This window comes from Hymenobacter tibetensis, from assembly GCF_022827545.1.
Lineage (GTDB): Bacteria > Bacteroidota > Bacteroidia > Cytophagales > Hymenobacteraceae > Hymenobacter > Hymenobacter tibetensis.
Window position 1 is genome coordinate 811,957 of sequence record NZ_CP094669.1, and the last position, 26,564, is coordinate 838,520.

22 protein-coding genes are annotated in these 26,564 nt (G+C 53.7%); 5 read left to right on the forward strand and 17 right to left on the reverse strand.

What is annotated here, in order from left to right:
- The first annotated feature begins 140 nt into the window (after positions 1-140).
- Positions 141-1,520, forward strand: coding sequence for an NAD(P)/FAD-dependent oxidoreductase (locus tag MTX78_RS03350; RefSeq protein ID WP_243799897.1), 1,380 nt, complete (start codon positions 141-143; stop codon positions 1,518-1,520).
- Between the two features lie 74 nt (positions 1,521-1,594).
- Here the strand turns inward: MTX78_RS03350 and MTX78_RS03355 are convergent, their stop codons facing one another.
- The 6 genes from MTX78_RS03355 to MTX78_RS03380 all read right to left on the reverse strand — a co-directional run bounded on the left by MTX78_RS03355 (position 1,595) and on the right by MTX78_RS03380 (position 7,811).
- Entirely contained in the window at positions 1,595-2,026 is a 432-nt protein-coding gene (locus MTX78_RS03355) for a hypothetical protein (protein ID WP_243799899.1), read from the reverse strand.
- A gap of 56 nt (positions 2,027-2,082) precedes the next feature.
- Positions 2,083-2,457, reverse strand: coding sequence for a PH domain-containing protein (locus MTX78_RS03360; protein ID WP_243799900.1), 375 nt, complete (start codon positions 2,455-2,457; stop codon positions 2,083-2,085).
- A gap of 136 nt (positions 2,458-2,593) precedes the next feature.
- On the reverse strand, positions 2,594-3,253 hold the full coding sequence (locus MTX78_RS03365; RefSeq protein WP_243799902.1) for a hypothetical protein: 660 nt from the start codon (positions 3,251-3,253) through the stop codon (positions 2,594-2,596).
- Between the two features lie 109 nt (positions 3,254-3,362).
- Positions 3,363-5,729 (reverse strand): M1 family metallopeptidase, encoded by a 2,367-nt coding sequence (locus MTX78_RS03370; RefSeq protein WP_243799904.1) that lies wholly within the window; start codon positions 5,727-5,729, stop codon positions 3,363-3,365.
- 223 nt (positions 5,730-5,952) lie between these two features.
- On the reverse strand, positions 5,953-6,564 hold the full coding sequence (locus tag MTX78_RS03375) for a HupE/UreJ family protein (protein WP_243799905.1): 612 nt from the start codon (positions 6,562-6,564) through the stop codon (positions 5,953-5,955).
- A gap of 239 nt (positions 6,565-6,803) precedes the next feature.
- Positions 6,804-7,811, reverse strand: a complete 1,008-nt coding sequence (locus MTX78_RS03380; protein WP_243799907.1) for a gluconolaconase — start codon at positions 7,809-7,811, stop codon at positions 6,804-6,806.
- 564 nt (positions 7,812-8,375) lie between these two features.
- On the opposite strand from MTX78_RS03380, the gene MTX78_RS03385 reads away from it, so the two are divergent.
- Positions 8,376-9,155 carry a hypothetical protein gene (locus MTX78_RS03385; RefSeq protein ID WP_243799909.1) on the forward strand — a complete coding sequence of 260 codons (780 nt, stop codon included), beginning with the start codon at positions 8,376-8,378 and terminating at the stop codon, positions 9,153-9,155.
- A gap of 119 nt (positions 9,156-9,274) precedes the next feature.
- On the opposite strand, the gene MTX78_RS03390 is transcribed toward MTX78_RS03385, so the two are convergent.
- From MTX78_RS03390 to bla, 7 genes are all read right to left on the reverse strand, one after another.
- Complete coding sequence (locus MTX78_RS03390) at positions 9,275-9,466, reverse strand: hypothetical protein (protein ID WP_243799911.1); 192 nt, start codon at positions 9,464-9,466, stop codon at positions 9,275-9,277.
- Between the two features lie 89 nt (positions 9,467-9,555).
- Positions 9,556-12,171, reverse strand: a complete 2,616-nt coding sequence (gene clpB, locus MTX78_RS03395; RefSeq protein WP_243799912.1) for an ATP-dependent chaperone ClpB — start codon at positions 12,169-12,171, stop codon at positions 9,556-9,558.
- Between the two features lie 132 nt (positions 12,172-12,303).
- The gene (locus tag MTX78_RS03400) at positions 12,304-13,740 is read right to left on the reverse strand and encodes a hypothetical protein (protein ID WP_243799914.1); all 1,437 of its coding nucleotides are present in this window, start codon (positions 13,738-13,740) and stop codon (positions 12,304-12,306) included.
- Between the two features lie 434 nt (positions 13,741-14,174).
- Positions 14,175-14,897 (reverse strand): NADPH-dependent F420 reductase, encoded by a 723-nt coding sequence (locus tag MTX78_RS03405; RefSeq protein WP_243799916.1) that lies wholly within the window; start codon positions 14,895-14,897, stop codon positions 14,175-14,177.
- A gap of 327 nt (positions 14,898-15,224) precedes the next feature.
- Complete coding sequence (locus MTX78_RS03410; protein ID WP_243799918.1) at positions 15,225-15,713, reverse strand: hypothetical protein; 489 nt, start codon at positions 15,711-15,713, stop codon at positions 15,225-15,227.
- 632 nt (positions 15,714-16,345) lie between these two features.
- On the reverse strand, positions 16,346-17,590 hold the full coding sequence (locus MTX78_RS03415; protein WP_243799920.1) for a hypothetical protein: 1,245 nt from the start codon (positions 17,588-17,590) through the stop codon (positions 16,346-16,348).
- A gap of 84 nt (positions 17,591-17,674) precedes the next feature.
- Complete coding sequence (gene bla / locus MTX78_RS03420) at positions 17,675-18,604, reverse strand: subclass B3 metallo-beta-lactamase (protein ID WP_243799921.1); 930 nt, start codon at positions 18,602-18,604, stop codon at positions 17,675-17,677.
- Positions 18,605-19,053: 449 nt separating this feature from the next.
- On the opposite strand from bla, the gene MTX78_RS03425 reads away from it, so the two are divergent.
- Positions 19,054-19,428, forward strand: coding sequence for a cupin domain-containing protein (locus MTX78_RS03425; RefSeq protein WP_243799923.1), 375 nt, complete (start codon positions 19,054-19,056; stop codon positions 19,426-19,428).
- A 102-nt stretch (positions 19,429-19,530) separates the two neighbouring features.
- Here the strand turns inward: MTX78_RS03425 and MTX78_RS03430 are convergent, their stop codons facing one another.
- Positions 19,531-20,322, reverse strand: coding sequence for an SDR family NAD(P)-dependent oxidoreductase (locus MTX78_RS03430; RefSeq protein ID WP_243799925.1), 792 nt, complete (start codon positions 20,320-20,322; stop codon positions 19,531-19,533).
- Positions 20,323-20,842: 520 nt separating this feature from the next.
- Here MTX78_RS03430 and MTX78_RS03435 point away from each other — a divergent pair.
- Positions 20,843-21,589 carry a DUF72 domain-containing protein gene (locus tag MTX78_RS03435; RefSeq protein WP_243799927.1) on the forward strand — a complete coding sequence of 249 codons (747 nt, stop codon included), beginning with the start codon at positions 20,843-20,845 and terminating at the stop codon, positions 21,587-21,589.
- A 24-nt stretch (positions 21,590-21,613) separates the two neighbouring features.
- On the opposite strand, the gene MTX78_RS03440 is transcribed toward MTX78_RS03435, so the two are convergent.
- Entirely contained in the window at positions 21,614-23,044 is a 1,431-nt protein-coding gene (locus MTX78_RS03440) for an RtcB family protein (RefSeq protein WP_243799929.1), read from the reverse strand.
- A 475-nt stretch (positions 23,045-23,519) separates the two neighbouring features.
- Between MTX78_RS03440 and MTX78_RS03445 the strand changes: the two genes are divergently transcribed.
- Complete coding sequence (locus MTX78_RS03445) at positions 23,520-24,182, forward strand: SOS response-associated peptidase (RefSeq protein WP_243799930.1); 663 nt, start codon at positions 23,520-23,522, stop codon at positions 24,180-24,182.
- A gap of 137 nt (positions 24,183-24,319) precedes the next feature.
- On the opposite strand, the gene MTX78_RS03450 is transcribed toward MTX78_RS03445, so the two are convergent.
- Positions 24,320-24,655, reverse strand: coding sequence for a hypothetical protein (locus MTX78_RS03450; protein WP_243799932.1), 336 nt, complete (start codon positions 24,653-24,655; stop codon positions 24,320-24,322).
- Positions 24,656-24,902: 247 nt separating this feature from the next.
- Positions 24,903-26,489, reverse strand: a complete 1,587-nt coding sequence (locus MTX78_RS03455; RefSeq protein ID WP_243799934.1) for a DUF1501 domain-containing protein — start codon at positions 26,487-26,489, stop codon at positions 24,903-24,905.
- Positions 26,490-26,564: the final 75 nt, after the last annotated feature.

Below are 26,564 nucleotides of genomic sequence, written 5' to 3' on the forward strand. Positions count from 1 at the left end.
CTATTGGCGCGCACCTGTGTGCGCTTTGTGCTAGATACACAGGCCTTTCACGCGGCGGCCGTACGGCTCAGCTAGTGGTTTTTAGGCAACCCCAGCCCCCATTTTGTAGTTAAGGAACTGTTTGACCTTGCCTACTCGAAATGGATACCAATATACCTGTTACCTCGCAGCCGCGCATCGTTATTGTGGGTTGCGGCTTTGCCGGGCTGCGGCTCGCCAAAGACTTGGCCGGTGCCCCCGTGCAAGTAGTGGTCATTGACCGCAACAACTATCACAACTTCCAGCCCCTGCTCTACCAGGTAGCTACCGGTGCGCTAGAGGCCGATAGCATTGCCTACCCCATCCGGAAAATATTTGCGGGCCAGAAGAATTTCTTTTTCCGCATGACATCCGTGCAAAACGTGGACACGGCTCGCAATGTGGTGTCCACTAGCATCGGGGAAATTCGCTACGACCACCTTGTGCTGGCCACCGGCTCTCTAACCAATTTTTTTGGCATTGAGAGCATCGAGCGGAATGCCATGCAAATCAAAAGCATTCCGAATGCGTTGAATTTGCGCAGCTATCTGTTTCAGAACTTCGAGAAAGCGCTGCTGAAAGAAAACCCTGAGGAGCGGCAAGCCCTCCTCAACGTGGTGATTGTAGGCGGCGGCCCTACTGGCGTCGAAATTGCGGGTTCGCTAGCGGAAATGCGCAAAGACGTATTGCCGAAAGACTATCCAGAACTGGACCTACGCCAGATGGAAATCTACCTGATGGAAGCGGGTCCGTCGGTGCTCGGCCCGATGTCGAAATTCGCGCAAGACAAAGCCAAACGTTACCTCGACGACATGAACATTCATGTGCGCTTGAACACGCCCGTCAAACGGTTCGAGGATTGTAAGGCGTACATCTCCGACACCGAATTTATTCGGACTGAAAACCTGATTTGGGCTGCTGGTGTAAACGGCAACGAAGTAGCTGGTTTGCCCGCCGACGCCATTGCGCGCAACAAGTGCATTAAGGTGAACCGCTGGAACCGGGTGGAAGGCCAAACCAACGTCTACGCCATCGGCGACGTGGCAAGCATGGTTACCGACGAAATGCCCCGGGGCTTCCCGATGCTGGCGCCTGTAGCTATTCAGCAGGCCGAGCAACTAGCTGACAACTTCAAGCGGCTGCTGCGCGGCGAAGCCCCAGTGGAGTTCAAGTACTTCAACAAGGGCAGTATGGCCATTGTGGGCCGCAACCAAGCCGTGGTGGATTTGCCTGGCAATAAGCATTTCAGCGGCTTCCTGGGTTGGCTGACGTGGTTGTTCGTCCACTTGATGACATTGGTTGGCTTCCGCAACAAGGTGGTAACGTTCATCGACTGGGCCTTCAGCTATGCCAGTTCCGACCGAGCCTTGCGCCTTATCATCCGGCCCTACAAACGCTCCGATTTCAAGGACGACAAAGGCAAAGCCACTGCCGAGCAGAACGCGCAAACTCCGCAATACAACCCCTCCGTACCCGCCCCTGACGCGCAGGTAGTAGGATGATCATATCAAAATACTGAGAAACAGAAAGCCCCTTAGTTGATGTAACTAAGGGGCTTTCTGTTGCTTAGCAAGTATTACTTGGTAGTGCAGGCAGTGTCGCTGACGTTTTCGAGATAAGCAAACGGGCCAGTTTGCGAGCAGATAGCGGTTTTAGGTCCTATAGCCGTTAATTCTGCCTCCGTAGCCTGCCGCACCGTGCAGAAGAAGGTTGCCCCTGTTTGCTGATAGGTAGCAGGCACGTTAATAGCCTTGACTACGTACTCGGTGGCGCCGGTGACAGGATTGACTTGCGTTGTCGATTCCGCCACAGGGTGCTCCAAACGCAAATAGTAGCCTATGCGGCCGTTGGCGGCATGGCAGTCGGGCCCGATTACGTTGGCCTGTATGCAGTCGGGAGCGGGTTGCAACTCAGGGTCTTCGCACTGCCAGGCGCTTAAAAGCAGGGTGCAAACTAGGAAGCTACTGATGCGGCGAAACATCTTCTTGAACTTGAAAAGGTGGAGCAATCAAAAAGAAGATGCCGCCTAGCCCCGAGAAGTTGCAAGCTGCTGTTCGTGCTTCGCTATAGCGCGTACTCGGCCAGGGCCCGGTTCACGTCGCGGATGCTTTTATCGTCGCGAAAGGTTTTGCTGATAGGGTCAGTTTGGCCACGCACCCAAATCTTTAGCTCCGATTCCAAATCAAAGTGGCCGGTGGTTTCCATCGAGAACCGCTCCACACTGCGGTAAGGAATACTTAGGTATTCCACCTTTTTGCCCGTCACGCCCTGCTTGTCTACCAATACCAGGCGCTTGTTGGTGAACACTAGCAGGTCGCGCAGAACTGCGTAGGCCTTCTCCACTCGCTCGCCTGTGGCAAGTAGATGCGTTAGCTCTTGTTGAATTTCTTGGGCGTCGCTTTCAGAAGCATTGCCAAGGAGGCCGTCGAGAAGTCCCATGAGTGTTGCGTTTTTTTTGTAATGAGAGAAGCACAATAGGTTTTACTGTGCCAGTAAATATGCAAAAAGCCCGCTATAAGCGGGCTTTTTATAAGTGGGCCTAGACATTGTGTATGCGAGAGTCTGTTGTTATCAACTAGGCTTTAGGCTTGCGGCTAAGTAATGCCAGTTGGCTGTCGCGCAACTGATACGTCAAAGTTGAATCAACACACGCAACACTGTTTAAATCGTCTCCGCTGGTAGGAGCGCAATTCTGCTGGTTTATAGCAATGAGTAGGTCTTTGTTTGCGTCCCACTTTATATCTGAAGTCCGCACATAAGAATCTCCGGCGTCACCAAACGTCTCGGCAACCTCACACTTACCGGTAATTTCGCCTGACTTCGGATCGAGTACAAACAGCATGAGCTTGCTAGAAGTGTACATACCCGGTACCCGAGTAATCAAGCCAATTTTCTGGTCGGGTAAAGGCACTTTGGTTACTGCAAATACATCATTGCCTTCGCTTTGAATCACCTTCCCGAACACCGACAGAAGCTGCTCAGGAATCAGCTTGCCCTCCACAAAACTACTTTTACTCTTGGAACTGACATTCAATTCTTTAGTGGAAAGGTGAAGAGGTAAATTCTGCTGTGGGTACAAGGAGAGTAGTTCTTGTATAGTGTTCTGGGTGGAAGTAGATGGCATTCCCGCTTCCGAAACCAGCTCGTTGCTTGTTTCCTTTACTGAATCTTTGGCTTGGCAGCTCGCCAGTAAACAGGTAGTCGCACAAACAAGCGAAAGAAATATAGTTCTCATATTATGTAAGAAAAAGATGGTGATTATGGACGTAATCTAGAGCAGGTAAATGTATATATAAAAAGAAAGCCCAATGCATTGCATTGAGCTTTTTAGTATAACGGTAAACCTAGTTGGTTCCGCCACCGCCACCACTGGTACTGCTGCCAGGCTTCTGCTCTTTCTGCTGCATGGAAGTCTGTTGTTGCATGGGGTTGGGTTGGCTGCGCTGTTGCTGCTCGAACAGCTCGAAGCGCGACGGCGCGGCTTTTTGGGGCCAAGCGTTGTTGCTCAAGTCGGTGTCGGCGGTTTCCAGGTAGGGGTCCAGCACGAAGCTTACCACCGGCTTTTCGGTGATGAAGACCTTGGTTACCTCGGCGTTGTTCTTGCGCCAGATTTCGGCCGGAATGTTTACCACTTCCTGCTTGCCATCCTCGTAGGTCATCTGCACGACAACCGGCATGGTAAGGCCGCCTACGTTTTTCAAACTCAACTCATAGAAGTTCAAGCCAGCGCTGAGACGCTTTTGCTGCTCGGGCGAGAGGGCTTTCACAACCTGCTGGTACCGCTGCTTGTCGGCATCGGTGGTGGCCAGGGGGTCGTAGTTGTTGTAGAAGTCTTTTAGCTCGGGCTTATCATCTACCAAGGTCTTTTTGATGTCTTGGAGGTTGCGCTGCTGCGAGAGTGTCTGCGGGGCGCTGTTGAGCTGCTGGCGCTTGACGGTGTTTTCTAGCTCGGGGTTCTTGGAGTCTATCTTGTACCACTTCACGGCTTCCAGTGCCAGATCGGAGTGGTCGGTGGTGTAGAACCAGCCGCGCCAGAACCAGTCGAGGTCGGTGCCGGAGGCGTCTTCCATGGTGCGGAAGAAGTCGGCGGGCTCGGGGTGCTTGTAGGCCCAGCGGCGGGCATACTCTTTGAACGCGTAGTCGAAGAGCTGCCGACCCATGATAGTTTCGCGCAGGATGTTGAGGCCAGTAGCAGGCTTGGCGTAGGCGTTCGGCCCAAACTGCAGCACCGACTCCGAGTTGGTCATAATCGGGGTTTGCAGGTTCTTGCCAGTGCGCATGTAGTCCACAATATTCTTGGGCTCACCGCGGCGCGACGGGTAGTTCCGCTCCCATTCTTGCTCGGTAAGGAACTGCACAAAGGTGTTGAGGCCCTCGTCCATCCAAGTCCACTGCCGCTCGTCGGAGTTCACAATCATCGGGAAGAAGTTGTGCCCTACTTCGTGAATAATCACCGAAATCATCCCGTATTTCCGGTCGGCGGTGTAAGTGCCGTCCTTCTCGGGGCGGCCACCGTTGAAGCAGATCATCGGGTACTCCATGCCACCTACGGGGCCGTGCACCGAAATAGCCACGGGGTAGGCGTACGGAATCGTGAATTTCGAGTAGGTCTTGATGGTATGTGCTACCACTTCGGTTGAGTACTTGCCCCACAGTGGGTTGCCCTCCTTGGGGTAATAGCTCATGCACATCACCGGCACGCCATCCTGCTTGATGCCCATGGCATCCCAGATGAACTTCCGGGACGAAGCCCAGGCAAAGTCGCGTACGTTTTTGGCGCTGTAGGTCCAGGTCTTGGTGCCGCCAGCGCGCTTCTGCTCAGCTTGCTCGGCCTCCATAGGCGTTACAATCAGCACTGGCTTTTTGGCATTTACAGCCTCCGCCAGCCGCTGCCGCTGCCGCGACGACAATACCTCCGAGGCGTTTTGGAGCGTACCCGTAGCACCCACCACGTGGTCGGCTGGGGCTGTGATGCTCACCTTGTAGTCGCCGAAAGGCAGCGCGAATTCGCCGTTGCCGAGGAACTGCTTGTGCTGCCAGCCTTGGTTGTCGGAGTAGACGGCCATGCGCGGGTAGAACTGCGCTATTTCGTAGAGGTAGTTTTTGTCCTCGGGAAAATACTCGTAGCCGCTGCGCTGGGTGATTTTGGTTTGGTCGTTGATGTTGTAGCTCCACGCTAGGCTGAACGTAACAGCTTGCCGCGGCCGGAGCGGCGTGGGCAGGTCCACGCGCATCATGGTGTGGTTGATGACGTAGGGCAAGGCTTTGCCACCTTTCATCTTCACTTCCGAAATCTTGAAGCCACCATCAAACTCACTGCGCTGCAAGTAGTCCAGAGCCTGGAACGACATGCGGTCCTGAATCTGACCAACCTGGGTGGAGGTGGTGATGGACGTTTTGTCCATGATGTTCTGATCGAGTTGCACCCACAGGTAAGTCAGCACATCAGGAGACAAGTTGGTGTAGGTGATATCCTCGGAGCCCGTGATAGACTGGGTGTTGTCGTCGAGCTTAACGCGGATGTTGTAGTCGGCGCGCTGCTGCCAGTAGTCGACGCCAGGCGCGCCAGAAGCCGTGCGGTACGCGTTGGGCGTCGGCAGATCCGTGCCGAGCTGGGCAAACTTATCGGTGCCGGAATTAGTGGTTTGAGCCAGTGCCGGCCCAGCCAGCAGCAACGCCAGACTGGCAACTGGCAGTAATAGTTTAGTCATGTTTCAAGGAAAAGCAGGAAGGCCGAAGAGGTAAAATTACGAGAAATCTGCCGCCGGATTTGCAAGGACTCAACGGAATGGCCGGCGTTGCATACGTAGCAGCGAAACACATCAGCCACTGGAAATAAATTCCAAGCGCCACTGCGAAATAGTTGATTATCATGTCAAAAGCTGTCTGATGCTATGTGACCCTACTGGCACAGCACGTTGTCTGCCGCTCGTGTCAAGACATCAACTGCTCTAGCAGCAGTACCGTGGCAATGCCAGCAGCGGCGCCAGTTACGAACAGCAGCCAGTCGCGGCGGGCCGCGCCGAAAATGCGCAGCAGAACAAAGCCGACCAGTAGAATGACGCCCACAATAAGCAATTGCCCTAGTTCAACCCCCACATTAAACGCCAAAAGTTCTAGCACTGGCCGACTCTGCCGGCCCAGCAACTCACGTAGATAGCTGGAAAAACCTAACCCATGGATCAGCCCAAACACGGCTGCTACTAAGTTGGGCCAAGCGAGGACTATAGGATCTGGCCGTCGGCGGGTAGGCAGCCTTTCGCCCGTACGGCCCATTTCTGTGGTGTTGAGCAAACAAGTCAGCAGAATGGTTACCGGAATCAATAGCTCAATCAGTTTGGGGCTGTACTGCACAACGCCCATAGTGGCCAGCGCCAGCGTGAGCGAGTGGCCAATGGTAAAACTCGTTACTAGGGCCACCACCCGCCGCCAGTCGCGCAGTACATAGGGTGCGCACAGCGCCAGCAGGAACACGATATGGTCGTGGGCCCGCAGGTTGAAGATGTGGTAGAAGCCGAGTTGGAGGTAGGTTTGAAATACCGACATAGCGCAAATCTACACAAGCCAGGTAAGGTTAACTTGTGTTGAGCTTTCGTGGAGGCCAGAGCCAAACATAGCAAATGGCTTACGATAGTGGGAGCAAGGCCTTTGTGTAACGGAGTGGTAAACAGCTGCTGCCTTATGGAGTAACGCACAGAAAAAGCCCCGTTGGTATCAACCAACGGGGCTTTTTCTGTGCAGTGTGGCTTCCATCGTCAGAGGCGTAGACAAAGCCACTTCAGAGCTTAAAAGCGCGCCTTTACAATCTCGAAGAACGAGGAAGTAGCCTGATAAGGATACAATACGTAGGCATCGGTTAGGCCGCGGCGCGTGATGGTAGTGGGGCTAACAGGGCCGGTGGCAAACGTGCCGGTGGTACTGGAAGTGGCCCAGTTGTCGGTGCTAGACAAGCGGAAGACGGTGGTTTGGCTGCCCGATACAATCAGCAAGGTTTGCGGGGTGGACAACAACAGCCCGTCGGCTCCTACCAAGTTCTGGTTGGTAGTCACGCGGGAGAAGCCACCCGGATTGTTGATAGGGACTTTAAACAAGGTGCCGTCGTTGGATTTCGCTACTAGCAGGTAGCCGCTTGGGTGAAAAACGATGCCGTTCAGTCCGAAGCCTGTACCTCCGCTTAACTGTGGGTCTTCCAAGAAAACCGACGCATTGCCCTGCAAATCCACTTTGTAGATGATGGGCGAAGAGCTGTCAGTTACGTAGGCATTGCCTTGCAAATCAACGGTTATGTCGTTGGCGAAGTGGTTTTGGCCAGGCCGTAGGGCGCCCAGATCCACGTACCGGGTGAGGCTGCCGTTGCGAGCATTGAAAATAGCCAGTGCGGCCAACCGGCGCAACGTAGCGGGCGTGGAGCGGGTGGTGTTGGCCCCGTTGTCTGACACGGCTGCTAACAACCGGTTGCGGCTGATGTCGAGGTTCAACCCGATGGTGGAAATTAGGCGCGCATCATCGGCAAACTGGGTGTACGTGCTGTCGTCCTTCACGGCGCCAATACGGCCACGGGTGCGGGAGCTTACCAGAAAGCGCCGGTTCAGCTCATCGTACTGTATGCCCTCAGGCGACACGCCCGCCTGTGCTACTCTGATGCGGGAAGGAGCAACTGGAAAGGAAATATTGCCATCATCGTCGACGCAGCCAGGCAGCAATCCTGCTATACCCAACGCTAGAGCTGCTAAACGAACGAAACGAGGCAAGGCAAACCGCTTGGTTTGGTTGAACGAGGAAGAGTGGGACATAGAAGCGAGAGTTAAAGAACGAGAATTCAGACGGCTACACTATACGTACAGCAACAGGAAGTAAGCACCCAAAATGGCACTATCTGCTGACGTAATAGTACTCCTAAACTCGTAATCAACCGGCAGGTTTACACTGCTGTTCAGGTCTCCACTACACTCATCTTACGGTAGTTAGCCCTTGTTAATGCGTTTAACAGCTGCTGAGCGCAACCTACGTGATTTTGCTTACGTGTTGTTCAGCTCGATTTTGACAAGATCTTGCACAGGACAAGTGCTATACTTAAATAAATAGGACAATTAAATCATAATAGTATAAACTCAACAGTATATAGTAGATTTGATCTGAATTCTGTCCTCTTTCTACTTATTCAATACACCGCGTAGTAGCCATCTTTGCTATGCGCTATCGTTATGAGAAAACAAGTACTCATCACCTGCCTCGCTTTGAGCATAGGCACTAGCACTTTTGCGCAACAACCTGTTGCTCCAACTTCTCCCGCCTCGGCAGCTGTTCCCGTTCCAACTGCACTCTCTCCTTTAACCCGAGCAGACACTGCCCGGGCTGTGCATGAGCTATTTCGGAGCCGCCGCGGAGGCGGCATTGGGTGGTTTGCGTTGGGTACAGCAGGCATGTTAGCCGCTATCTTGCCAGCTCAGCAGTCTACTAGTGCCGGAGTATGGACGCCCGGTGTAGTTGCTGGCTCCGCATTGGTAGGCGTTGGGCTAAACAAGGGCATTCAGTTCCGGCGAAGCCGTGAGCGGCGCGTACTGCGGGAGTTAGCTGCTACTGGCCACTTGCCAGTTAGTGTCAGCCGGCGTTTGAAGGGAAACTTCTTGCCTCTGCATGGTACCGCTTCAGAAGACAATCCATTACTGGCTAAAGGGGTTGCGCCGCGCAGTTCTACGCCCAGCATCATGGCTGCCACTCCAGCGCAGGTGCTAGCCGATGCCCAGCAAGATACCCTCGATGCCGTGCAAGGATTTTTCAATGCCAAGCGCCTTGGTGGGCAGTTGCCCATTCTGCTAGCGTTGCCAGCATTGCGCATCATGACTGGTTCCACTGCCACCAGCAACTCTGGTCCGTCTTACGTGCAATCCCAAAACGACGAGCCATCCGGAGGGCAAGTAGCCGCGGGCTTGCTATTGGCGGCGGGCGGGGTTACGTACATGTTCGTGCATAATGCTCCCTATTCAGACGCTAAGTTTGCTGAGCTGCGTGCCAGCTACCTGGCCGGTACTCCATTGCCCCCAGCTATCCGGACCCGACTAAAGGAAAAGCACATTGCAGCAGGGCGTACGTACCGCGCAAGAATGGAACGCAAAGCTGCCCGCCGCCGCAGGTAGGTCTGCGTTTGGCCCTGCTCAAGCAACAGATTGGGTGCAGTGCCACAAAAAAACAGCCCCGCTGGCACTATGCCGGCGGGGCTGTTTTGTGTGAGGGCAGTTGTTAGCGCAACCGCCTTCTACTCTTGCCCAAGTTGTTTGTCTTCCTGAGTGCTCTTCTTGTCTACCTGCTCGGTCTTGGGTTCGGTGTCAATGAACCGCTCGCGCTTCTGATGAATAGGAGCAGCTCCGGTGAGTCCAACTCCCGCCGCCGCCAGCAACAGCATAGCTACCAAGCCAACCATCCGAAGGAACTGTTTAACGTCTTTCATAAGCAGTTGTATGGGGTAGAAAAGAAAAACGCCCTGCTAGCGCAATACTAACAGGGCGTTTCAGGTATCAGAATTTCAGAACGGTTGAATTACACGCCTGGAATTTCCACGTCCACGTTCAGGAAGCGAATCTGCCCGTCTTCGAGCACGGCTTCCACCACGGCGTCCTTGCTCACGCGGCCCGACAAGATGTCCTTCGACAACTCATTCAGTACCAGGCGTTGCAATACACGCTTCAAGGGGCGAGCACCGAACTGCGGGTCGAAGCCTTGCTCGCCGAGGAAGTCGAGTACCTCATCGGTGGCTTCCAGACGGATTCCGGCTTCTTCCAGGCGCTGCTGAATCTGCCGGAACTGGATGTCCACAATCTTGCGAATCTCGCGACGCTTGAGCGGCTGGAACATCACGATTTCATCGATGCGGTTCAGGAACTCGGGGCGCATGTGGCCTTTCAGGCGCTCTATTACTTCCTCGCGGGTGCGGTCCACCACTTCGTCGTGGTTGTACTCGTTCAGCTCTTTGAAATTGCGCTGAATAATGTCGGCACCCGTGTTGGAGGTCATGATGATGATGGTGTTCTTGAAGTTCGCCACCCGGCCTTTGTTGTCGGTGAGGCGGCCATCATCTAGCACTTGCAGCAAGATGTTGAACACATCGGGGTGGGCCTTCTCGATTTCGTCGAGCAGAATCACCGAGTACGGCTTGCGGCGCACGGCTTCCGTCAGCTGACCACCTTCGTCGTAACCCACGTAGCCCGGAGGCGCTCCAATCAGGCGCGACACGGCGTGGCGCTCCTGGTACTCACTCATGTCGATGCGCACCATGCTGTTCTCATCGTTGAACAAGTACTCGGCCAAGGCCTTGGCCAGCTCGGTTTTACCTACACCAGTTGTACCTAGGAAGATAAATGAGCCAATCGGGCGCTTTGGGTCTTGCAAACCAGCCCGCGAACGGCGCACGGCATCGGAAATAGCGCCAATGGCTTCCGTCTGGCCGGCTACGCGCTTGCCTAACTCTTGCTCCAGATTCAGCAGCTTCTCGCGGTCCGACTGCAGCATCTTGCTTACCGGAATGCCGGTCCACTTGGCTACTACCTCGGCAATGTCCTCGTGGGTTACTACCTCTTGCAGCATGTGGCCTCCGTCTTTGTTGGCGTTAGCTTCGTCCTGCAAGGTTTTCAGCTTGGCTTCGGCTTCCTGGATTTTGCCGTAGCGCAGCTCCGCCACGCGGCCGTAGTCGCCTTGGCGTTCGGCTTGTTCGGCTTCCACCTTGAAGCGCTCAATGGCTTCCTTCTGCTCTTGGATGTTGGTCAGCACTGACTTCTCGTTTTCCCACTGCGCCTTTAAGGCGTCGCGCTGGCTGGAGAGGTCGGCAATGTCCTTGTTGAGCACGTTCTCCCGGTCCACGTTCTCCTCGCGGCGGATGGCTTCGCGCTCGATTTCCAGCTGCATGATGCGGCGCTGCACTTCGTCGAGCTCCACGGGCATGGAGTTCAACTCGATGCGCAGCTTGGCGGCGGCTTCGTCCATCAAGTCAATGGCCTTATCGGGCAGGAACCGGTCGGTGATGTAACGCGAACTAAGCTCTACGGCCGCAATTACAGCGTCATCAGTAATGCGCACGCCGTGGTGCAGCTCGTATTTCTCCTTGATGCCGCGCATGATGCTGATGGCGTCCTCTATGGTCGGCTCATCTACCATCACCGCCTGGAAACGACGCTCCAACGCCTTGTCCTTCTCGATGTACTTCTGATACTCCTTGAGGGTGGTAGCGCCGATGGAGTGCAACTCACCGCGAGCCAGAGCCGGCTTGAGCAGGTTGGCGGCGTCCATAGCGCCCTCGCCGCCCGCCCCAGCGCCGATCAGCGTGTGCATCTCGTCGATGAACAAAATGATCTGGCCTTCCGAATCGGTTACTTCTTTGATGACGGACTTGAGGCGCTCCTCGAATTCGCCCTTGTACTTGGCGCCGGCAATGAGCAAGCCCATGTCCAGCGACATAATGACTTTGTCCTTGAGGTTTTCGGGCACGTCGCCGGCCACAATGCGTTGGGCCAGACCCTCGACAATGGCGGTTTTACCAACGCCCGGCTCACCGAGCAGGACCGGGTTGTTCTTGGTACGGCGGCTCAGAATCTGGAGTACGCGGCGGATTTCTTCGTCGCGGCCGATTACCGGGTCCATCTTGCCGGTGCGCACTTGCTCGTTGAGGTTGCGGGCGTAGCGGTTGAGGCTCTGGTATTGGTCTTCGGCAGTCTGGCTGGTCACCTTGCGGCCCCCGCGCAGCTCCTTAATAGCCGCTTTTAAGTCTTTCTCGTTGAAGCCGGCATCCTTCATCAGGGTAGCTACGGCATCTTTGCCGCCCAGCAATCCCAGTAGCAGGTGTTCCACCGACACATACTCATCGTCAAACTCTTTCAGGAAGCCGGTAGCGCGCTGCAGAGCGGCGGCCGCTTCGTTGGAGAGGTACGGCGAACCGCCACTTACTTTGGGGTAGCCCGTTACGATGGCATCGAGGCGGGGCGTGAGAATGTTCAGGTTCACACCCAGCTTCTTAGCCAGAAACGACAGCACATTTTCGTCGCTCTGGAAGAGGCCCTTCAGCAGGTGGCCCGTTTCGATGGCCTGCTGCTGGTTGCCCCCGGCAATTTCAGTGGCCTTCTGCACGGCCTCCTGTGCCTTGATGGTATAGTTATTAAAGTTCATGGCTGCTAAGATCTAGGTAGGTCCTCCGGGTTAGGAAGTTCTACGAGTGCCTAGCAAATGGGGTGCAGAAGAGTTTTTACTGACTTTTTGGCGGAAATAGATTAAGCGTTATTGGATAATCAAGCCAAAATTTCAGTTTATAGCAATCTGCCGAATCTTGTCTGATAAGAAACTATCGATAAAATTGTCATTCCAATTATCATAATTGTTAAGCATAGTAATTATATCAGAATCTACCAAAGGCACGATAAGTCCTCTATTGTCTCTGTACGTGTCCCTTGCTCTATCAATAAATACTTCACTATTGGATACTGTCCTGCATATTAAGAAGCCAACTCTACCTCTTCCTGGAGAAAATCGTCCTGAAAGTTGGTCAAATTCAGGATTACTTAGGTCAGCAGTATAATTCTTGCACTCTATCATAATATATGGACAATGCAAGTGCATATTTTCACCTAATCGAAAAAATATTCCGCTTTCAGCAGCATTATCAAACGTTAAATCAATGCGTTTTCTTCCATCGTGTATTTCCCTTTCTAATGTTGGATACAACAATTTTGGATAAAAAAGAAACTCAAGCACAGCAGTAATTAGCCTGTGAAATTTCGTGGCACCATTATTTCCAGATTCAATGGAATTTAATTCATTTATAAGACGATTTTTAATTTCATTTACATCAGTTCCTATCGAGCTGGGTAATTCCTGATTTGTAAGAGACTCATCCTTTGTGCTAAGTTTAAAATTCCCTAAAACGGTACCGTGTCTTCGTGTAAAGTCCGCTAAGAAGTCTTTTGAAAAGGGATTTTGCTCTTTGATTGACTTCTTAGTGACGAATCTTACCCCATTCTTTCGCTCTTGTACCAGAGCTGAATTCATTGTTAAATGCTCATTCTGCATGAACTCGAGAATAAACTTATTGTAATACTGCTCAGCGGTGTATTTTTTACTGAAAGATACTATTCCCTTAGGCACCAGTAAAATAACCCTGCCCCTAACCACTAGCATTTCATCTAATTCTTGTTCCCACCTCATGTTTTGTCTACTCCAATAGAATCCAGTGGGTACATCTTGACGCATTATGATGCCATGCAAGCGGCATTGGGTTTGTGTATAAATTATAAGTTGTTTCTTAATAATGTTAGTTGTCATATCAGACAGCTTATCCTTGCCAAAATTCCGAACGAATAACACAGTGTCTTCTAAGTCTTGTAGAAGCCCAGTCTGAATAGCTTGGCTACCTATAATATTGTCAAAAACATCATCAGCGTTTGAAGGGCCTACTCCTCTGCCCTTTGGTTGTCCTTGTGACATACCAAGGCATGTAGTGTTAGGTTCTTCGAGGTGCTCAAAGAGTAATTTTGCCTCATCTATTTGATTGTCACGAATTCTATTAATTACCTCTTGAAAAAAGCTTCTTAAAATTAGTGTAGACTCAATAGACCATTTGTCTTTTCTTAAACCTAAAAAGAAAGGATCGAGAAATAATGGTAAGTCACCGGAAATATCTATGTCAACAAAATCTAATTCTGATTGTGTCCTATTTAAGTTGAATGCTTCGCTAATTTTCACTTTTTAGGTCTGTTTATATGAAAAAATAAAACTTCTATTCTAATGTGAGTATGTATCTAGTGTCCATCCATACGATATAAGTGTTTCCATAGCTGTGAAGCAACAAGCTATGCAAGAGCAAGCTCGGCAGCAACCAGAACGGCAAAGGAAAAACTAGTTAGAGTATGATACTCCAGGTTGCTGTTAGCTGCAGCGTTTTTTGGAAGCTACTGTAGCGGGTGGGAAGGTTTTCTTGTTAACTAGAAAAGTCAAGAATATCCCCCATACCAATGATGTTACATTGTAGCCGCGGTTTCGCTCACGCAACGCTTAAAACAGTCCGGGCACTTGGTAATGCTCTTCTATTGAATAGGCCTAAATGAAAGAGCCCTGGCAATTGCCAGGGCTCTTTCATTTAGGCGTAAAGCAACCGGTTAATGGTTGGACGGTTGTCCTTACAGCTTGACGCCTTGCGCCTGCAATTGTTTTTCTGACGCGGCTTGGTTGGCTGCGAATTGAACGTGCTGCGCGGGCGTGTACTCAGTACCAAGGCTAGCTAAATGCTGCTGTACTTCGGCAGCCGGTAAATCGGTGCAGTACAGCGGCGAGCCTGGTTGCTGGCGCCATGACTCGTGCAGGCTACCGCCGTCCAAGGCGTCAAAGCCTAGTTCCTCGACGAGGGCCATTGCTTGCTGCTTGGCAGCGGCATCGTCGCCAGCCACCAATAGTGCAATGCGGTCGGGCGTGCCGGCGGGTTGGCCGTTGTTTTCAAGGTTGGCGGCGAAGATGTTGTTGAACACTTTCAGCACCGGGCGGCCCAGGTGCTGCTGCACCCATTCGCTTTCGGTTAACTCGCCGCTTTCCAGCTCCGGAATTTGGCCGTCGCGCAACAGGGGGTAGTAGTTGCTCGTGTCAATGACTGGTACGCTGGCGGGCACGCCTTCGAACAAGTCTTTGGGCAGGTCAGGGATTTTATTCAGTGGAATGGTTACCACAATGATTTCGCCGTGGCGGGCCGCTTCCTTGGCCGTGACGGGGGTAGCGCCGGTTTTTTCGGCTAGGTCCGTTAGGGTTTCGGGGCCGCGGGAGTTGGCAATGTAAACCGAGTGGCCGAGGCTGGTGAGCCGGACGGCCAGGGCGCTGCCGATATGGCCGGCCCCAATGATTCCAATGTTCATAAGCAAATAAGATGGGCGAGTGGTAGGCGAGGCGCTTTTTGCAAAGAGCTTCATTCGTGCTAAGACCACTTGCTGGTGAGGATTGTTTCGTGGGTGAATCTTATCTACAGCAAGTAAACTACTTACGTTGCAGCCACCGGCAAAATATGGAAAGCCTCCGTTTCTTCAACAGCTTCGGCGCAGGCCGGTGCCCTAGTGAAGCGGGTAGTGGGTAAAGCACCAAGAGCTACAGTTCAGCGCCCGAAAGCACGTAATGCTGTTGGGCACCGAGCCGTAGCTCTTAGAATGATAGTTGATATAGGGCTAAGGAACTGACTGTCTCGAAACTTATGCCAGTTGCTGGTTCTGGCTGGAACCGGTAAGGCTGGCACGGCGGAACAACAGCGCCGATGCCACCCACAGCCCGGCGAAGATGGTGTTCAGCACAAGTACCAACACTACGCCTTTATTAAGCTCCGGTCGCCAAATGGCCATCGCCACGAAAGGAACTGCAAACTGGGTAAGAGCTGCCGCCGACATGGCGCGCGCCATTCCTAGCGGCCGGAGTTGCGCCACAATGGCCCCAATGAACCCGACAGCCAGCACCCCACCATATAGCAGGTTGGCCGGATTTTCCTCGTTGCCAATAAACCCCACGGCCAAGTTGCCCCATACGAGCATCAGGGACGCTGCCACCGCTACGCCGGCAGCCAATTTGTACGCGCCATTACGGGCCTTACTCGCTACCAGCAGATACGCTAACCCCGTGCCAAGCAGCAGGATACCAGCAATTACAAAATCCGATACGCTCCAGTTAACTCCGGTGTTGAACTGCATGGCTGCTAGAGGAATAAGGAGGAGAAGGGCTATGGCAAGTAGTAGACGAAGAATGCTTTTGTTGAGGGCCATGACGGTAAAGGTTTGAGGTCGAGAGTGAAGAAAAACGTATCAGAATCGATGGTGACAGAAGGCACGGGCCTAGTGGTAGCCATATACTAGTCTACTGTGAACAGGTAAGCTTCGGAACGGCTTTCTCCAGTGGTGGCCGCTTGGTTGGGAGAGCGAACGATACAAAGTATGTGAAAGAACTTTGTATTTCAAAGTTAATGTGTACTGTTTATTTTAGTGTCATTAACTTTCTTACAGATAGTTGTTTAGTGAGTAGAGTATTGGGGCTACGCCTGCCAGCTGATTTGCTTCTTGTGCAGTTGCTTGGGCAATTCACGCTAGTATTTTGCCCCACCTAGCCGTTAGGGCTGGCCGTGGAATACTGAGTCAGTATTGTCAGCAGTGCTGACTTCAAGACTACTGCTGTATTTCCAATAGTGCAGCTAGCGGACTTACCGGTTCCAAGCTCTTTGTAAGGCCGTTTCTCTTTTTGTATTACTAGTTCTATTTAATACCACTAATAAAGGATGCAGCCAAGTCTTCAAGTAAATACGTTGCTAGAACGTATTGCCGAGGTCTTATTATTTGAAACTAAAGAGCAAGGGAAAAATAAATATTACCAAGGTTGTCCATGAAGCGTAAATAGGCAAGAAGGAAACTATACTAATTTCAACGTTTTCAATTTCGTTTCTATTTCTTACCGTTTTATATAATTTGTAAGTTACAAGTAAGAGGTTTGTTAAAATAAGGATGTTACCGCCTAGAACTGCAAGCCTATTTGGTGTGATTCCCCATTCTGAAATCCTGAATAGAATAGCTGAAAGTGCAATACTGTTTATAACTATCGTAACGGTTGAAAGGCCAAGGAGCATCAGCACTTCAATCTTGTTACTAGAGTTTTTTGATGTTTCAACAATCGAGAATAATACGATGGCCATTACGCCAATTAGGAGTACATTAAAAATTAAGAGAAATTCTCTGTCGTTATAGGGGTCTTTGCCTGTGTAGACTACCGCCGCCAGATAAATCACCAGCATCGTCAATACCAAGGGGGTAAATACCTTGGCAATTACCGGCGAGACTTTGCTTACTAGCTGAGGGTTCGTCTGCACCAGATACGTGCCTACAATAGGGGCGGCTGCAAGGCCCCATACCACAATGTATTCGAAATAAAATTTTCCTATATTAAGACCAATAAGCTCAAATAAGCCCATTGTAATGGCGCTCATTAACCCACCAGCAATTAGTATGATGGTAGTCATTACTACCAAGTCGCCGTTGTACCTGAGGAAATCTAGGCGTTTTTGGGGGCTGGTTAGGTTGCCGCCTACGTAGGAGAAACCTAAAATAGCCCATAGCAATAAGGGTAGGTGAATACAAGCTAGGGTCAGGGTGTCACTTTTGTGGTTGTTTGGTAATAGATTGATGTAGATGATAGAAGCTAAAATGGCTAGTGCAGTAACTATAATTTTATTCGTTTGAATATTGCGCTTCCAATTGAAGTAGACTACGAGTAAAGGAAAAAATATAAATGCAATATTTCTTGGGTAGAAATATTCTTCATTGATATTCAAGAATTGTGGGAACTTCGCAACAAGCCCGGCAATACAGGACGCTATTACGACAAATAACAACTCGTTTTTACTGCCCCAGGAGATTCCTTCGTTTTCGAAATTTAGTCTTTCGTTCCAAAATTTAGCAACTGTGTTTTCCTTGATTTCAGGATAAACCAAGTTGAACTCTCTTTTGAAACCGACCTTGTTTTCCCGGTATAGCTTTTCGAGCTGACGGGGATTATCTAAGTTGTTTAAGACTTCGGCTTTCATTTTATATAGCTATTAATTGGTGCGTTATAGTCAGGGGAGTTGTTGCGTTCAGGTGGCTTCGCTACCAGCAGGCGGCTAGCGGGTTCACTGCTGTTCCTCGAGTGTTTTGCGATACTGCGCTTCCGCTTTCCTTATGTCCTCCAGATACCCTTTCCGATCAATAAATGGGGTTACCGGGTCCTGTGCCGTAGTGCGTTCCTCGAACTTGCGCTTCAAACTGAACGGGCGCGCATGGGAGGAAAGGTAGATGTCGGTCGGAAGACTCCGGAGCGTTGCAAAGCTTCGCTCTAGCTCGCGCCGCAGCGTTGCGTCGTATTTCCAATTGAATAGGGAAGTGGGCATGGGCAACGACAAACTTCCAACGCTAACCGCCAGCAACTTCCGGTTGCCATCCCGGACCGGAAATGCCCAGGTGGTGCAACCTGGTGTGTGGCCTGCCGTTACGTGCGCTGTGAGGCGGATAGGCCCTAGGCTAATTTGCGCACCGTCCTTGAACTGGTGGTCGATGCGGGGCGCAGGGTAGCGCAAAAGGCCGCTGTAGATCAGCCAGTTCACTGGGCCCATGTTCCGGTAGCTAACCCCTCCCGACGAAAGCAAGTCGGCATCTTCTTTACTCACCCACAACTGCGCCCCGGATGCTTGCTGCAATACTGCCAGGCCCCCAGCATGGTCGAAGTGCGCATGCGAGTTAAGGAGGATTTTCACGTCGGTGATGCGAAATCCGAGGGTCGCAATGTTCTTTAGGATCATTGGGGCGGTTCCGGGGTAGCCGCCATCCAGGAGCACGTGGCCTTCGGGGCCGGTGAGCAGAAAGGACGTGACGTCGCGGGAGCCCACGTAGTAAAGGTTGCCCGCAATGCGGAACGGTTGCCGAGGCAGCTGCCCACCGTTGTTGATGGCCGACTTCCACTTTGGAAAAACCAGCAGAGCCACCACCGCCAGAATAAGCACAATACCAGCTATAACCTGCCGCTTGCGAGTCTGGCTGTTACTTGCTTTTTCCGTGCTATTCATGGTAATAGCCTGCTGCTTCTTGAGTGGAGTTCAGTCTGCTTGTTTACGTACTCAAAAGTACTTTGTTTCTCAAAGTAAACAAGTAGTTTTCAATGAATTTTATTTCTCCTATCTATCAGCCTTACAGAAAGCTACCCCCGCCGCATGGTTTGTCTCTCGCCTGGCTGCTTCAGGAAAGGCACGTCGTTCGATACCGCAAGCAGCGTACTGTGGTGGTGGTTGGGGGCGACTGTAATACCCAGGACCCAGAGCACAAGGTTGCCGGCGGGCAACGGAACCGCTCCGCCGGCCTACGTGCTACCTTAAGGTGCGCAGCAGGAAGGCCCGCCTAAACAGGAGAACTGGCGGCGGTGCATTGCTGTGCTTGATAAGATCCGTGGGAGAGTGTTCTACGGATTGTCTATATTCAGCCAGATGCTTATCCGGTCACTCTCAACCCAGCCCAACTTATGGACACCGCTACCCTTTTAGGCCCTTTGAAAGATGCCACCCGCCGCGAAGTAGGTGGCGTGCAGGTTGACGTAGTACGCACCGGTAATTCGCGGGTGAAGCGGGTGGTATACCCAGTGGGCTTCCGGTGGTCGAAAGACTTGAAGCCGGTGATTGGAACGGAGCTATGCCAACATGCCCACGTTGGGTTTCTGGCCGCCGGCAAGCTAGGTATTCAGTATGCCGATGGTACGCAAGAAGAGTACGTAGCCCCGCAGGTGGTAGCCATTGCGCCCGGCCACGACGGCTGGGTGATAGGAGAGGAGCCGGCGATACTTATCGAGTTCGACTTCGAGGGCGAAACCGTAGAGCGCCTGGGGTTGAAACGGGCATAATCAAGGCCTTCGCACGCCGAAGCGTGTTAGCTTACCACCGTACCGCACAATGCCTCCCAGCTTTCAGTTGCTGGGAGGCGTTGGCCGCTGTAGCGAGGCTGCTTATTTGCCAACCGGATGCAGTTGGGTGTTCATGAGCGTGGCCAGCACTGAATCGGGGAGGAGCAGGCTGGAGAAGAAGTTGACTTTCGCGCCGAGGGTGGGTAGGGAACGAGCCGCACCGTCCATCAGGGCATCGTAGCCTTCTTCGGCTACGTCGCGGGCCGAAACGGTGTGACTGGCAGCCCGGGTGTTTTCGGCGTGGGCCACATGGAAGAAGTTGGTAGCAGTAGGCGGCGGGCAGAGGATGGTCATGGTGACGGCCGATTTTTGCTGCTTTAACTCGTGCTGCACGGCCTCGGCAAAACTGAGTACGAAGGCCTTGGTAGCGGCGTACACTGCCTGGCAGGGGCTAGGTGAGAAGGAAGCAATGGAACCGACTTGCAGAATACGGCCTGAGTTGCGCTCCACCATGTCGCGCAAATACAGCTTGGTTAGGTGCACGAGAGAAGTGGCATTGACTTGAATCATGTCGAGCTCGGTCTGCATTGCGGTGTCAGTGAAATAACCAGTTTCGCCGAAGCCCGCATCATTAACCAGCGCGTCAATGGTCAGGCCGCGCTGCGTGGTGGCAGCGTACAGTCGCTCGGCCGTATCGGGGCGGCTAAGGTCGAAGGGCAGCAATACCACGTCGACGCCTTGGAACTCCTGGTGAATCAGGCGGGCTGCCTCCTGCAATTCGTCGTGGTGGCGGGCTACCAGCACCACGCGGTAATCGTCGCGCGCAAAACAGCGGGCCAACTCGAAGCCGATGCCACTGGATGCGCCAGTAATCAGGGCGGTTTGGTCGTTCATAGCTAAAAAGGATTAGAGTGGATGGGATAAGAGTAATATACTGATAAACAGATGATTTATCGAGAAATAGCCAAGGAATAATGGCGGGTAGAAGCCTTGATGCTACGGTTGCTAGGTGGCATTTACTGAGTGTCTGATGTGTCTGCTATTTTGCCGCCGATGAGGCGTACAAGTGGCTGCTAGCACGCAAGCCTAAACCAAGTGCTAGAATAGATGAACAGTTGCCGAAAAAGAGTGCGCCTTAGATAAAAACCCAGCATAACGAGCTTTCTACACACAGTCTCCATGCTCTAGCAGGCTACTAGTAGCCCTATCATTCATTCCGACGCAGGAGGAATTCGAATCAAGCCATTCAACGAATGCACTCAAATTCCTCCTGTGTCGGAATGACAGCATTCTATTGGGTGGCTTCTTGGGCCCCGAGAAACCCAGTAGCTACTCTGAAAACGAGGCCTTATCGTCGGTTGACTGACGCTATAGCGGAATTTTCGTAAGAAGCAGCGAAACCAATCGGCTTCTTATGCCTACGTATTACATCGGCTGCTCTGGCTTTTCCTACCGCGACTGGAAGGGCATCTTGTACCCCGACGGCTTGCCACCGCGCAAGTGGTTTGCCTACTACTGCACCCAGTTCAACACGCTGGAAGTGAACGTGACCTTCTACCGCATGCCAGAGCTGAAGGTGTTTGAAACGTGGTACACGCAAAGTCCCGCCGACTTCCGGTTTGCGGTGAAAGCGCCGCGCATCGTGACGCACTACAAGAAGTTCAACGCCGAAGCAGGCCCCGTACTGGCCGATTTCTACGGCGTAGTGCAAGAGGGCTTGCGCGAGAAACTCGGGCCCATTTTGTTTCAGCTGCCACCCAAAGCGGCGTACACCAAAGAACTGCTCGGCCGCATTCTGGAGCACCTCGACCCGAGCTTCCACAACGTGCTGGAGTTTCGGCACCCTAGCTGGTGGGAAGGCGAGATTATGCGGGAACTAGGACAGCACGGCATCAGCTTCGTGGGGCAGAGCTACCCCGCGGCCCTGCCCGACGAGGTAGTTGTCAACACGCCCCAGGTGTACTACCGCTTTCACGGCGTGCCCGAACTCTACACCTCCCTGTACAGCGAAGACTTCCTGAAGCGCGTGGCCCACGACCTAGAGGTGGAGCCCCGCGTGCAGGAAGCCTTCGTGTATTTCAACAACGGTATTGGCGGGGCTGGGGTAGTGAATGCCCGGCAGCTACAGCAATTGCTAGGGGCGCAGCCACCCCTGGAGTAGTGCGAGGTGAGCGTCGCCAAGGCGTTACTCCCCGCCGTATTTGCTTTTGCCTCCGCCCCCGGCATCCATGCGCACTATGCGCGGTGTAAACGAACCTAGCACATCCACCAAGTCGCGCTGATGGGCCATTACCTGATGAATGTCCTTGTAGGCCATCGGCGCTTCATCGAGGCCACCCCCAATCAGCTCGATGCCTTTGTCGCGCAGGTGGCGGCGAAGGTCGCCCTCCGAAATGTTCTTCTTGGCCTCCGTTCGGGACATGCGGCGCCCAGCACCGTGCGACGCCGACTGAATGGAATCCTGCTCACCTCGGCCGCGCACAATGAAACCCGGTGCCGTCATGGAGCCTGGAATAACGCCGAGCACGCCTTTTCCGGCTGGGGTGGCGCCTTTGCGATGCACAACGGCTTCGCGGCCATCAGGCAAGGTTTCTTTCCAGGCGAAATTGTGGTGATTTTCCACCTTAGCCACCGGTTTCTCACCTAGCGCTAAGCTCAGGCGGCGATGAATGTCGTGGTGGCAGGCTGAGGCGTAGTCGCCGGCCAGGTTCATGGCCCGCCAGTACTCCTGGCCTTCTTGGGAGTCGAGGTCCAGCCAGGCCAGGTAGCGTGCTTCGGGGGGGAGGGGGCACTTGCTCATGGCTATTTTGGTGTAGTGCTGCGCAATGGCCGCCCCCAGTCCCCGCGACCCGCTGTGCGAAAGCAAGCCCAAGTACTTGCCAACCGGTACATTCAAGTCGTTTTCCTCGGTGGTGATGTCCACGATGCCCCACTCCACAAAGTGGTTGCCGGAACCCGACGAGCCCAGCTGGTTGATGGCCGCTTCGCGTTTGCCCCGCACCACGGCAATTTCTTTGAACTCGGGCCGGTCTAGTATAGGGTCCTGGGCAGGGTTCTTGAACACTTCCTTGGCTCCGAAGCGGGTGTGGTTGTGCAGCAGCTTTTTCAACTCCTGCGTACGTTGCTCTAGATAGTGCGCCGGCAAGTCGAACACCGACAAGGCCATGCGGCACCCGATATCCATGCCCACGCCGTAGGGAATTACGGCATTGTCAACGGCCAGTACGCCCCCAATGGGCAGGCCGTAGCCTTGGTGGGCATCGGGCATAAGGGCGCCATCCAGCGTGACGGGCAGCTTCATGGCCGTATCCATCTGCTTGCGGGCACCGTCTTCAATGTAGGCTTCGCCGTAGCGGCGGTAGTCTTTTATTTCCGGGTTAAGCTCGGTGCTGCGGCTGGGGTCGGGCACAAACTCTTTGGCCAGTTCCCGCCACAGTGAGTCGCGCAGGTAGGCGTAGGGGTCTTCCTTGATTTTTTGCAGGGTAGCAAGGGCACTGCCTTTGTCCAGCTTTTTGAGTTGCCGGTCTTCCAGAATGTCCAATGCCAGGTTGATGGCGCGGCCTTCGGGGTAGCCGATCTTGCGCAGGTCGTTGCCGCGCAGCTTGGTGGTTGCCATAAAGAGAGGAATAGGTGGGCTAGAGTGTAGCGCTACTTCTCGGCCTTAGGTTATGGTGGAGCTACCACAACTGGTTGCCTTTTTCCCAAGCAGTAAGTGCCGGGAGGGGCAAGACCACTGCCAGTTTAAGTACCAACGAGCCGCCAGATAAACGTTTCTACATCCCTTGCTACCCACTAGGCGGGCTGCATCAGGTGCACTTCACGGCAAGCCAGGCGGCTGCCGCCACCAAGGCCACCGACGCCAAGCGTAGTAGCAGGAAGACCCAAGCAGGCAGTTCTGGTTTTCTGGGGGCCTCAGACATAATGCAGCGCAGTTGGTTGGCTGGGTTGTACGCAGTTGCGTAGAAACCAGGCAGGAAATAGCCTCCAACAAACCGACCTAAGGCTAATGCGGATAGAACCCTCATTCCGCTGCCAGCGTTAGGAGTAAGCACCTTTCCAGTGCTCTGTTCCACCTTTCCTTACCTTGTAGTATGTGCGGCCGCTATACCACCCTTGCTCCCAAACCAGTACTTGAAAAGCGCTTTGACGCTTCGTTTAAGGCAGATGCCGACCCCAACTACAACGCGGCACCGTCGCAGCGCCTGCCCGTCATTCTCAACACCGAGCCCGGCCAGATTCAGCTACTGCAATGGGGCCTGATTCCAGGCTGGGTGAAGGACCTGAAAGCGGCGCCCAAACCTATCAACGCCCGCGCCGAAACCCTGCCCGAAAAGCCGTCGTTTCGGCAGCTGCTCCAGCGCCGCCGTTGCCTCGTGCCCGCCGACAGTTTTTATGAGTGGCAGGTGACGGCTCAAGGCAAAGTGCCGCACCGCATTCTGCTGCGCAACGAGGAGCCGTTTGCCTTTGCGGGCCTGTGGGACGAATGGCTGGACAAAGCTACCGGCGAGGTACGCCCCACGTTCACCATCATCACCACCGACCCCAACGAGCTGATGGCGCCCATTCATAACCGCATGCCCGTGATGCTGCAAGGCCGGGAAGCCGAGTTGGCTTGGCTGGACGACACCGTGAGCTTAGCGGACCATCAGGCGCTGCTACACCCGTACCCCGCCGACCTAATGCGGGCCTACGCCGTCACGACGCGCGTCAACTCGCCGGCGCACAACGACGCCAGCGTGTTGGAAGCCGCCTAGGCGTTCTGCGCGAAGGCAGGGTGCCGCAATTACTAGCTTCACTTCGCGGCACTCGTTGAACCGATTCTGCTCGTAAATGAGAAGCCCCGACTGGAAATATTTCCGGCCGGGGCTTCTCATTTATGAACACGTATGCTTTATTCCACTTTGCTCAGCTTTGGCTTCGGAGCCGCTGCGTTGGCATCGGGCGTCGATACGTCGGAGGCTTCGCCTTCGCTTTCGTTGTTGTCGTCGTCTTGGCTTTGGATGCGGGCAATAGCTACTACGGCTACGGCTGCAATACCAGCAATGCCTAGGATAAGCTGCGTGGAAGTGAAACGCTGAGCAGCTTTGCGTAGCAGGGTGCCGCCATGTTTCAAGAGGTCGTCGATGCGCTCATGGTCGCCTTGGAAAATAACGTGATACGCGCTTTCCAGGGTCCGAGAAATATCTTCGGGTGCAATTGGGTCGATCTTTTTTTGTAGCTGTTCCATTTGGGGCGTTGTGGTAGCGGTTGTACGAGTGTGCACTGCAAGTGGCTAGGCCACTGGAGGGCGTTTACGCAAAAACTTCGCTCCGGGCTGCCTTGGTATCGGGTTTTTTGAGATATAACGGAAAGAAAACCTCCAGTCAAGGGCGTTGGCCAAGAGCAAGTTCAACAGTACTGTACCCTCTGAAACCTCACGCAAAAGCGCGTAGTCGCCGTTCGTGCTGGGCCTCAAGCTCGGCCCTAACAGTTGGCTATTCTACTACCACCAGCCGCGAGCTAACGCGCTGTCCTTCCTGCACGTGGCAATGATAAGAACCTGGGGCCAAGCGGGCGGCATCGAGCGGTACCTGGCGTAGGCCGCGGGGCAGAGGCCGGTCTAGGAGGCGGGCCACTTCTCGGCCTAGCGCATCGTAGAGCAAGATCTGCACGTGCCCGCCCTCGCAGGCAAACTCCACTGTGGCCCGGTCCCGGACAGGGTTGGGGTACACACTGAAACTGGTTACGTTGGTTTCGGGGGCAGAGGCTGTGCCATTCACCACCGAAGGCCGAATGATGGGTACGTGCGGAAACGGGCTGTTGGTGGAAGGAAGCAGCTGGTTCAGGGTGGCTTGCGGCACCATAAACCAGTCTTTTAGAATGTTGGCATAGATGGCTCGGAAGTCGAACTGCATGGGAACCTGGTCGTTGATGCCCGCTGTAGCGGGTAGCACCGGATTTGTGCCGTGCAGAACCGGGTTGACGCTCGTGCCAAACACAATAAGGGGGGCTGCCGCACCATGGTCGGTGCCCTTAGAGGAGTTGGCTTTGATGCGGCGTCCAAACTCCGAGAACGTCATGCCTACCACCCGATCCTGCACGTTCAGGCGACGCAAATCATCCTGGAATGCCTCCAAGGCCTGCGAGATTCTGCCGAGCAGGGTGGCGTGCGTGCCCGTAGTGGTGCTACCAGTAGTAGGTACTTGGTTGGAGTGCGTATCGAAGCCGCCCAAGTTGCAGACGTAGATGCGGGTTTGTAGGCCACCTGCCACCAGCTGCGCCACAATCTTGAGCTGATCGGACAAAGAGTTTTGACCGGCCGCCGGATAGAGGGGCGAGAGGTTGGTGGCGCGCCGAGCCGCCGCCTGAATAGCGGTGGTATAAACCTGCGTCTGGGCAATAACTTGCCGGATAAAGGTTAGCTCGTGGCCGGCGGGCGTGTTGGGTGCGGCATCTACGCCCCCCGAAAGCAGCTGGTAGAACGAGGTGGTGCTGGCAATGGCCATGCCCATGTTCACGCTGGGTCCCTGCACACAATTGCTTACCACCGACCCAATGCTGATAGCCAGCGGGTCAGGAGTGGCAGAGCTGGGGTAGCCGGTAGGATAATTGGTGTACTCGGTGTTGAGGTAGCGCCCGGCCCAGCCCGAAGTGATGGTCACGTTGGAATCCGAAGCCGAAGTCCAGATGTCGGTGGCCCGGAAGTGCGAGTAGTTGGCATTCGGATACCCCACACTTTGCACTACCCCAATCTTGCCATCATCAAACAGGTTCTTAACGCCTGCCATAGCCGGATGAATGCCGGTGGTGGCGCTTAAGGGCAACACCTGGTTTTGTGGAATAGCAATGTCGGCCCGGGCGTTCATCAGGGCCGAATATTGATCGGTGGGAATAATCATGTTCAGCCCGTCGTTGCCGCCGTTCAGCTGAATCAGCACCAACACCCGGTCGGTTTGCGTGGCCCCACCCGTTATGTCAAAGAGCTCGGGCGAAAACCCATAGGCTCCGATGGGCAAACCGCCGAGCAGCGTCGGCAACACGGTAGCAGCGGCCGTCGTCTGGAGGAAATGTCTGCGTTTCATACTGCGTCTGGTAACTGGGTGAGGGAAAAACTGAGCGAAGAATTTGACCAAGAAGCTGGATCGGGGTTCAGCCGC

What these genes read in the sequence shown, in the direction of transcription:
- MTX78_RS03430 (WP_243799925.1), bottom strand. Translation starts at nt 20,322, where the DNA reads ATGAACGACCAAACCGCCCTGATTACTGGCGCATCCAGTGGCATCGGC.
- bla (WP_243799921.1), bottom strand. Translation starts at nt 18,604, where the DNA reads ATGAATAGCACGGAAAAAGCAAGTAACAGCCAGACTCGCAAGCGGCAG.
- MTX78_RS03440 (WP_243799929.1), bottom strand. Translation starts at nt 23,044, where the DNA reads ATGGCAACCACCAAGCTGCGCGGCAACGACCTGCGCAAGATCGGCTAC.
- MTX78_RS03415 (WP_243799920.1), bottom strand. Translation starts at nt 17,590, where the DNA reads ATGAAAGCCGAAGTCTTAAACAACTTAGATAATCCCCGTCAGCTCGAA.
- clpB (WP_243799912.1), bottom strand. Translation starts at nt 12,171, where the DNA reads ATGAACTTTAATAACTATACCATCAAGGCACAGGAGGCCGTGCAGAAG.
- MTX78_RS03360 (WP_243799900.1), bottom strand. Translation starts at nt 2,457, where the DNA reads ATGGGACTTCTCGACGGCCTCCTTGGCAATGCTTCTGAAAGCGACGCC.
- MTX78_RS03405 (WP_243799916.1), bottom strand. Translation starts at nt 14,897, where the DNA reads ATGAACATTGGAATCATTGGGGCCGGCCATATCGGCAGCGCCCTGGCC.
- MTX78_RS03350 (WP_243799897.1), top strand. Translation starts at nt 141, where the DNA reads ATGGATACCAATATACCTGTTACCTCGCAGCCGCGCATCGTTATTGTG.
- MTX78_RS03450 (WP_243799932.1), bottom strand. Translation starts at nt 24,655, where the DNA reads ATGGAACAGCTACAAAAAAAGATCGACCCAATTGCACCCGAAGATATT.
- MTX78_RS03375 (WP_243799905.1), bottom strand. Translation starts at nt 6,564, where the DNA reads ATGTCGGTATTTCAAACCTACCTCCAACTCGGCTTCTACCACATCTTC.
- MTX78_RS03445 (WP_243799930.1), top strand. Translation starts at nt 23,520, where the DNA reads ATGTGCGGCCGCTATACCACCCTTGCTCCCAAACCAGTACTTGAAAAG.
- MTX78_RS03425 (WP_243799923.1), top strand. Translation starts at nt 19,054, where the DNA reads ATGGACACCGCTACCCTTTTAGGCCCTTTGAAAGATGCCACCCGCCGC.
- MTX78_RS03435 (WP_243799927.1), top strand. Translation starts at nt 20,843, where the DNA reads ATGCCTACGTATTACATCGGCTGCTCTGGCTTTTCCTACCGCGACTGG.
- MTX78_RS03365 (WP_243799902.1), bottom strand. Translation starts at nt 3,253, where the DNA reads ATGAGAACTATATTTCTTTCGCTTGTTTGTGCGACTACCTGTTTACTG.
- MTX78_RS03370 (WP_243799904.1), bottom strand. Translation starts at nt 5,729, where the DNA reads ATGACTAAACTATTACTGCCAGTTGCCAGTCTGGCGTTGCTGCTGGCT.
- MTX78_RS03455 (WP_243799934.1), bottom strand. Translation starts at nt 26,489, where the DNA reads ATGAAACGCAGACATTTCCTCCAGACGACGGCCGCTGCTACCGTGTTG.
- MTX78_RS03390 (WP_243799911.1), bottom strand. Translation starts at nt 9,466, where the DNA reads ATGAAAGACGTTAAACAGTTCCTTCGGATGGTTGGCTTGGTAGCTATG.
- MTX78_RS03410 (WP_243799918.1), bottom strand. Translation starts at nt 15,713, where the DNA reads ATGCAGTTCAACACCGGAGTTAACTGGAGCGTATCGGATTTTGTAATT.
- MTX78_RS03380 (WP_243799907.1), bottom strand. Translation starts at nt 7,811, where the DNA reads ATGTCCCACTCTTCCTCGTTCAACCAAACCAAGCGGTTTGCCTTGCCT.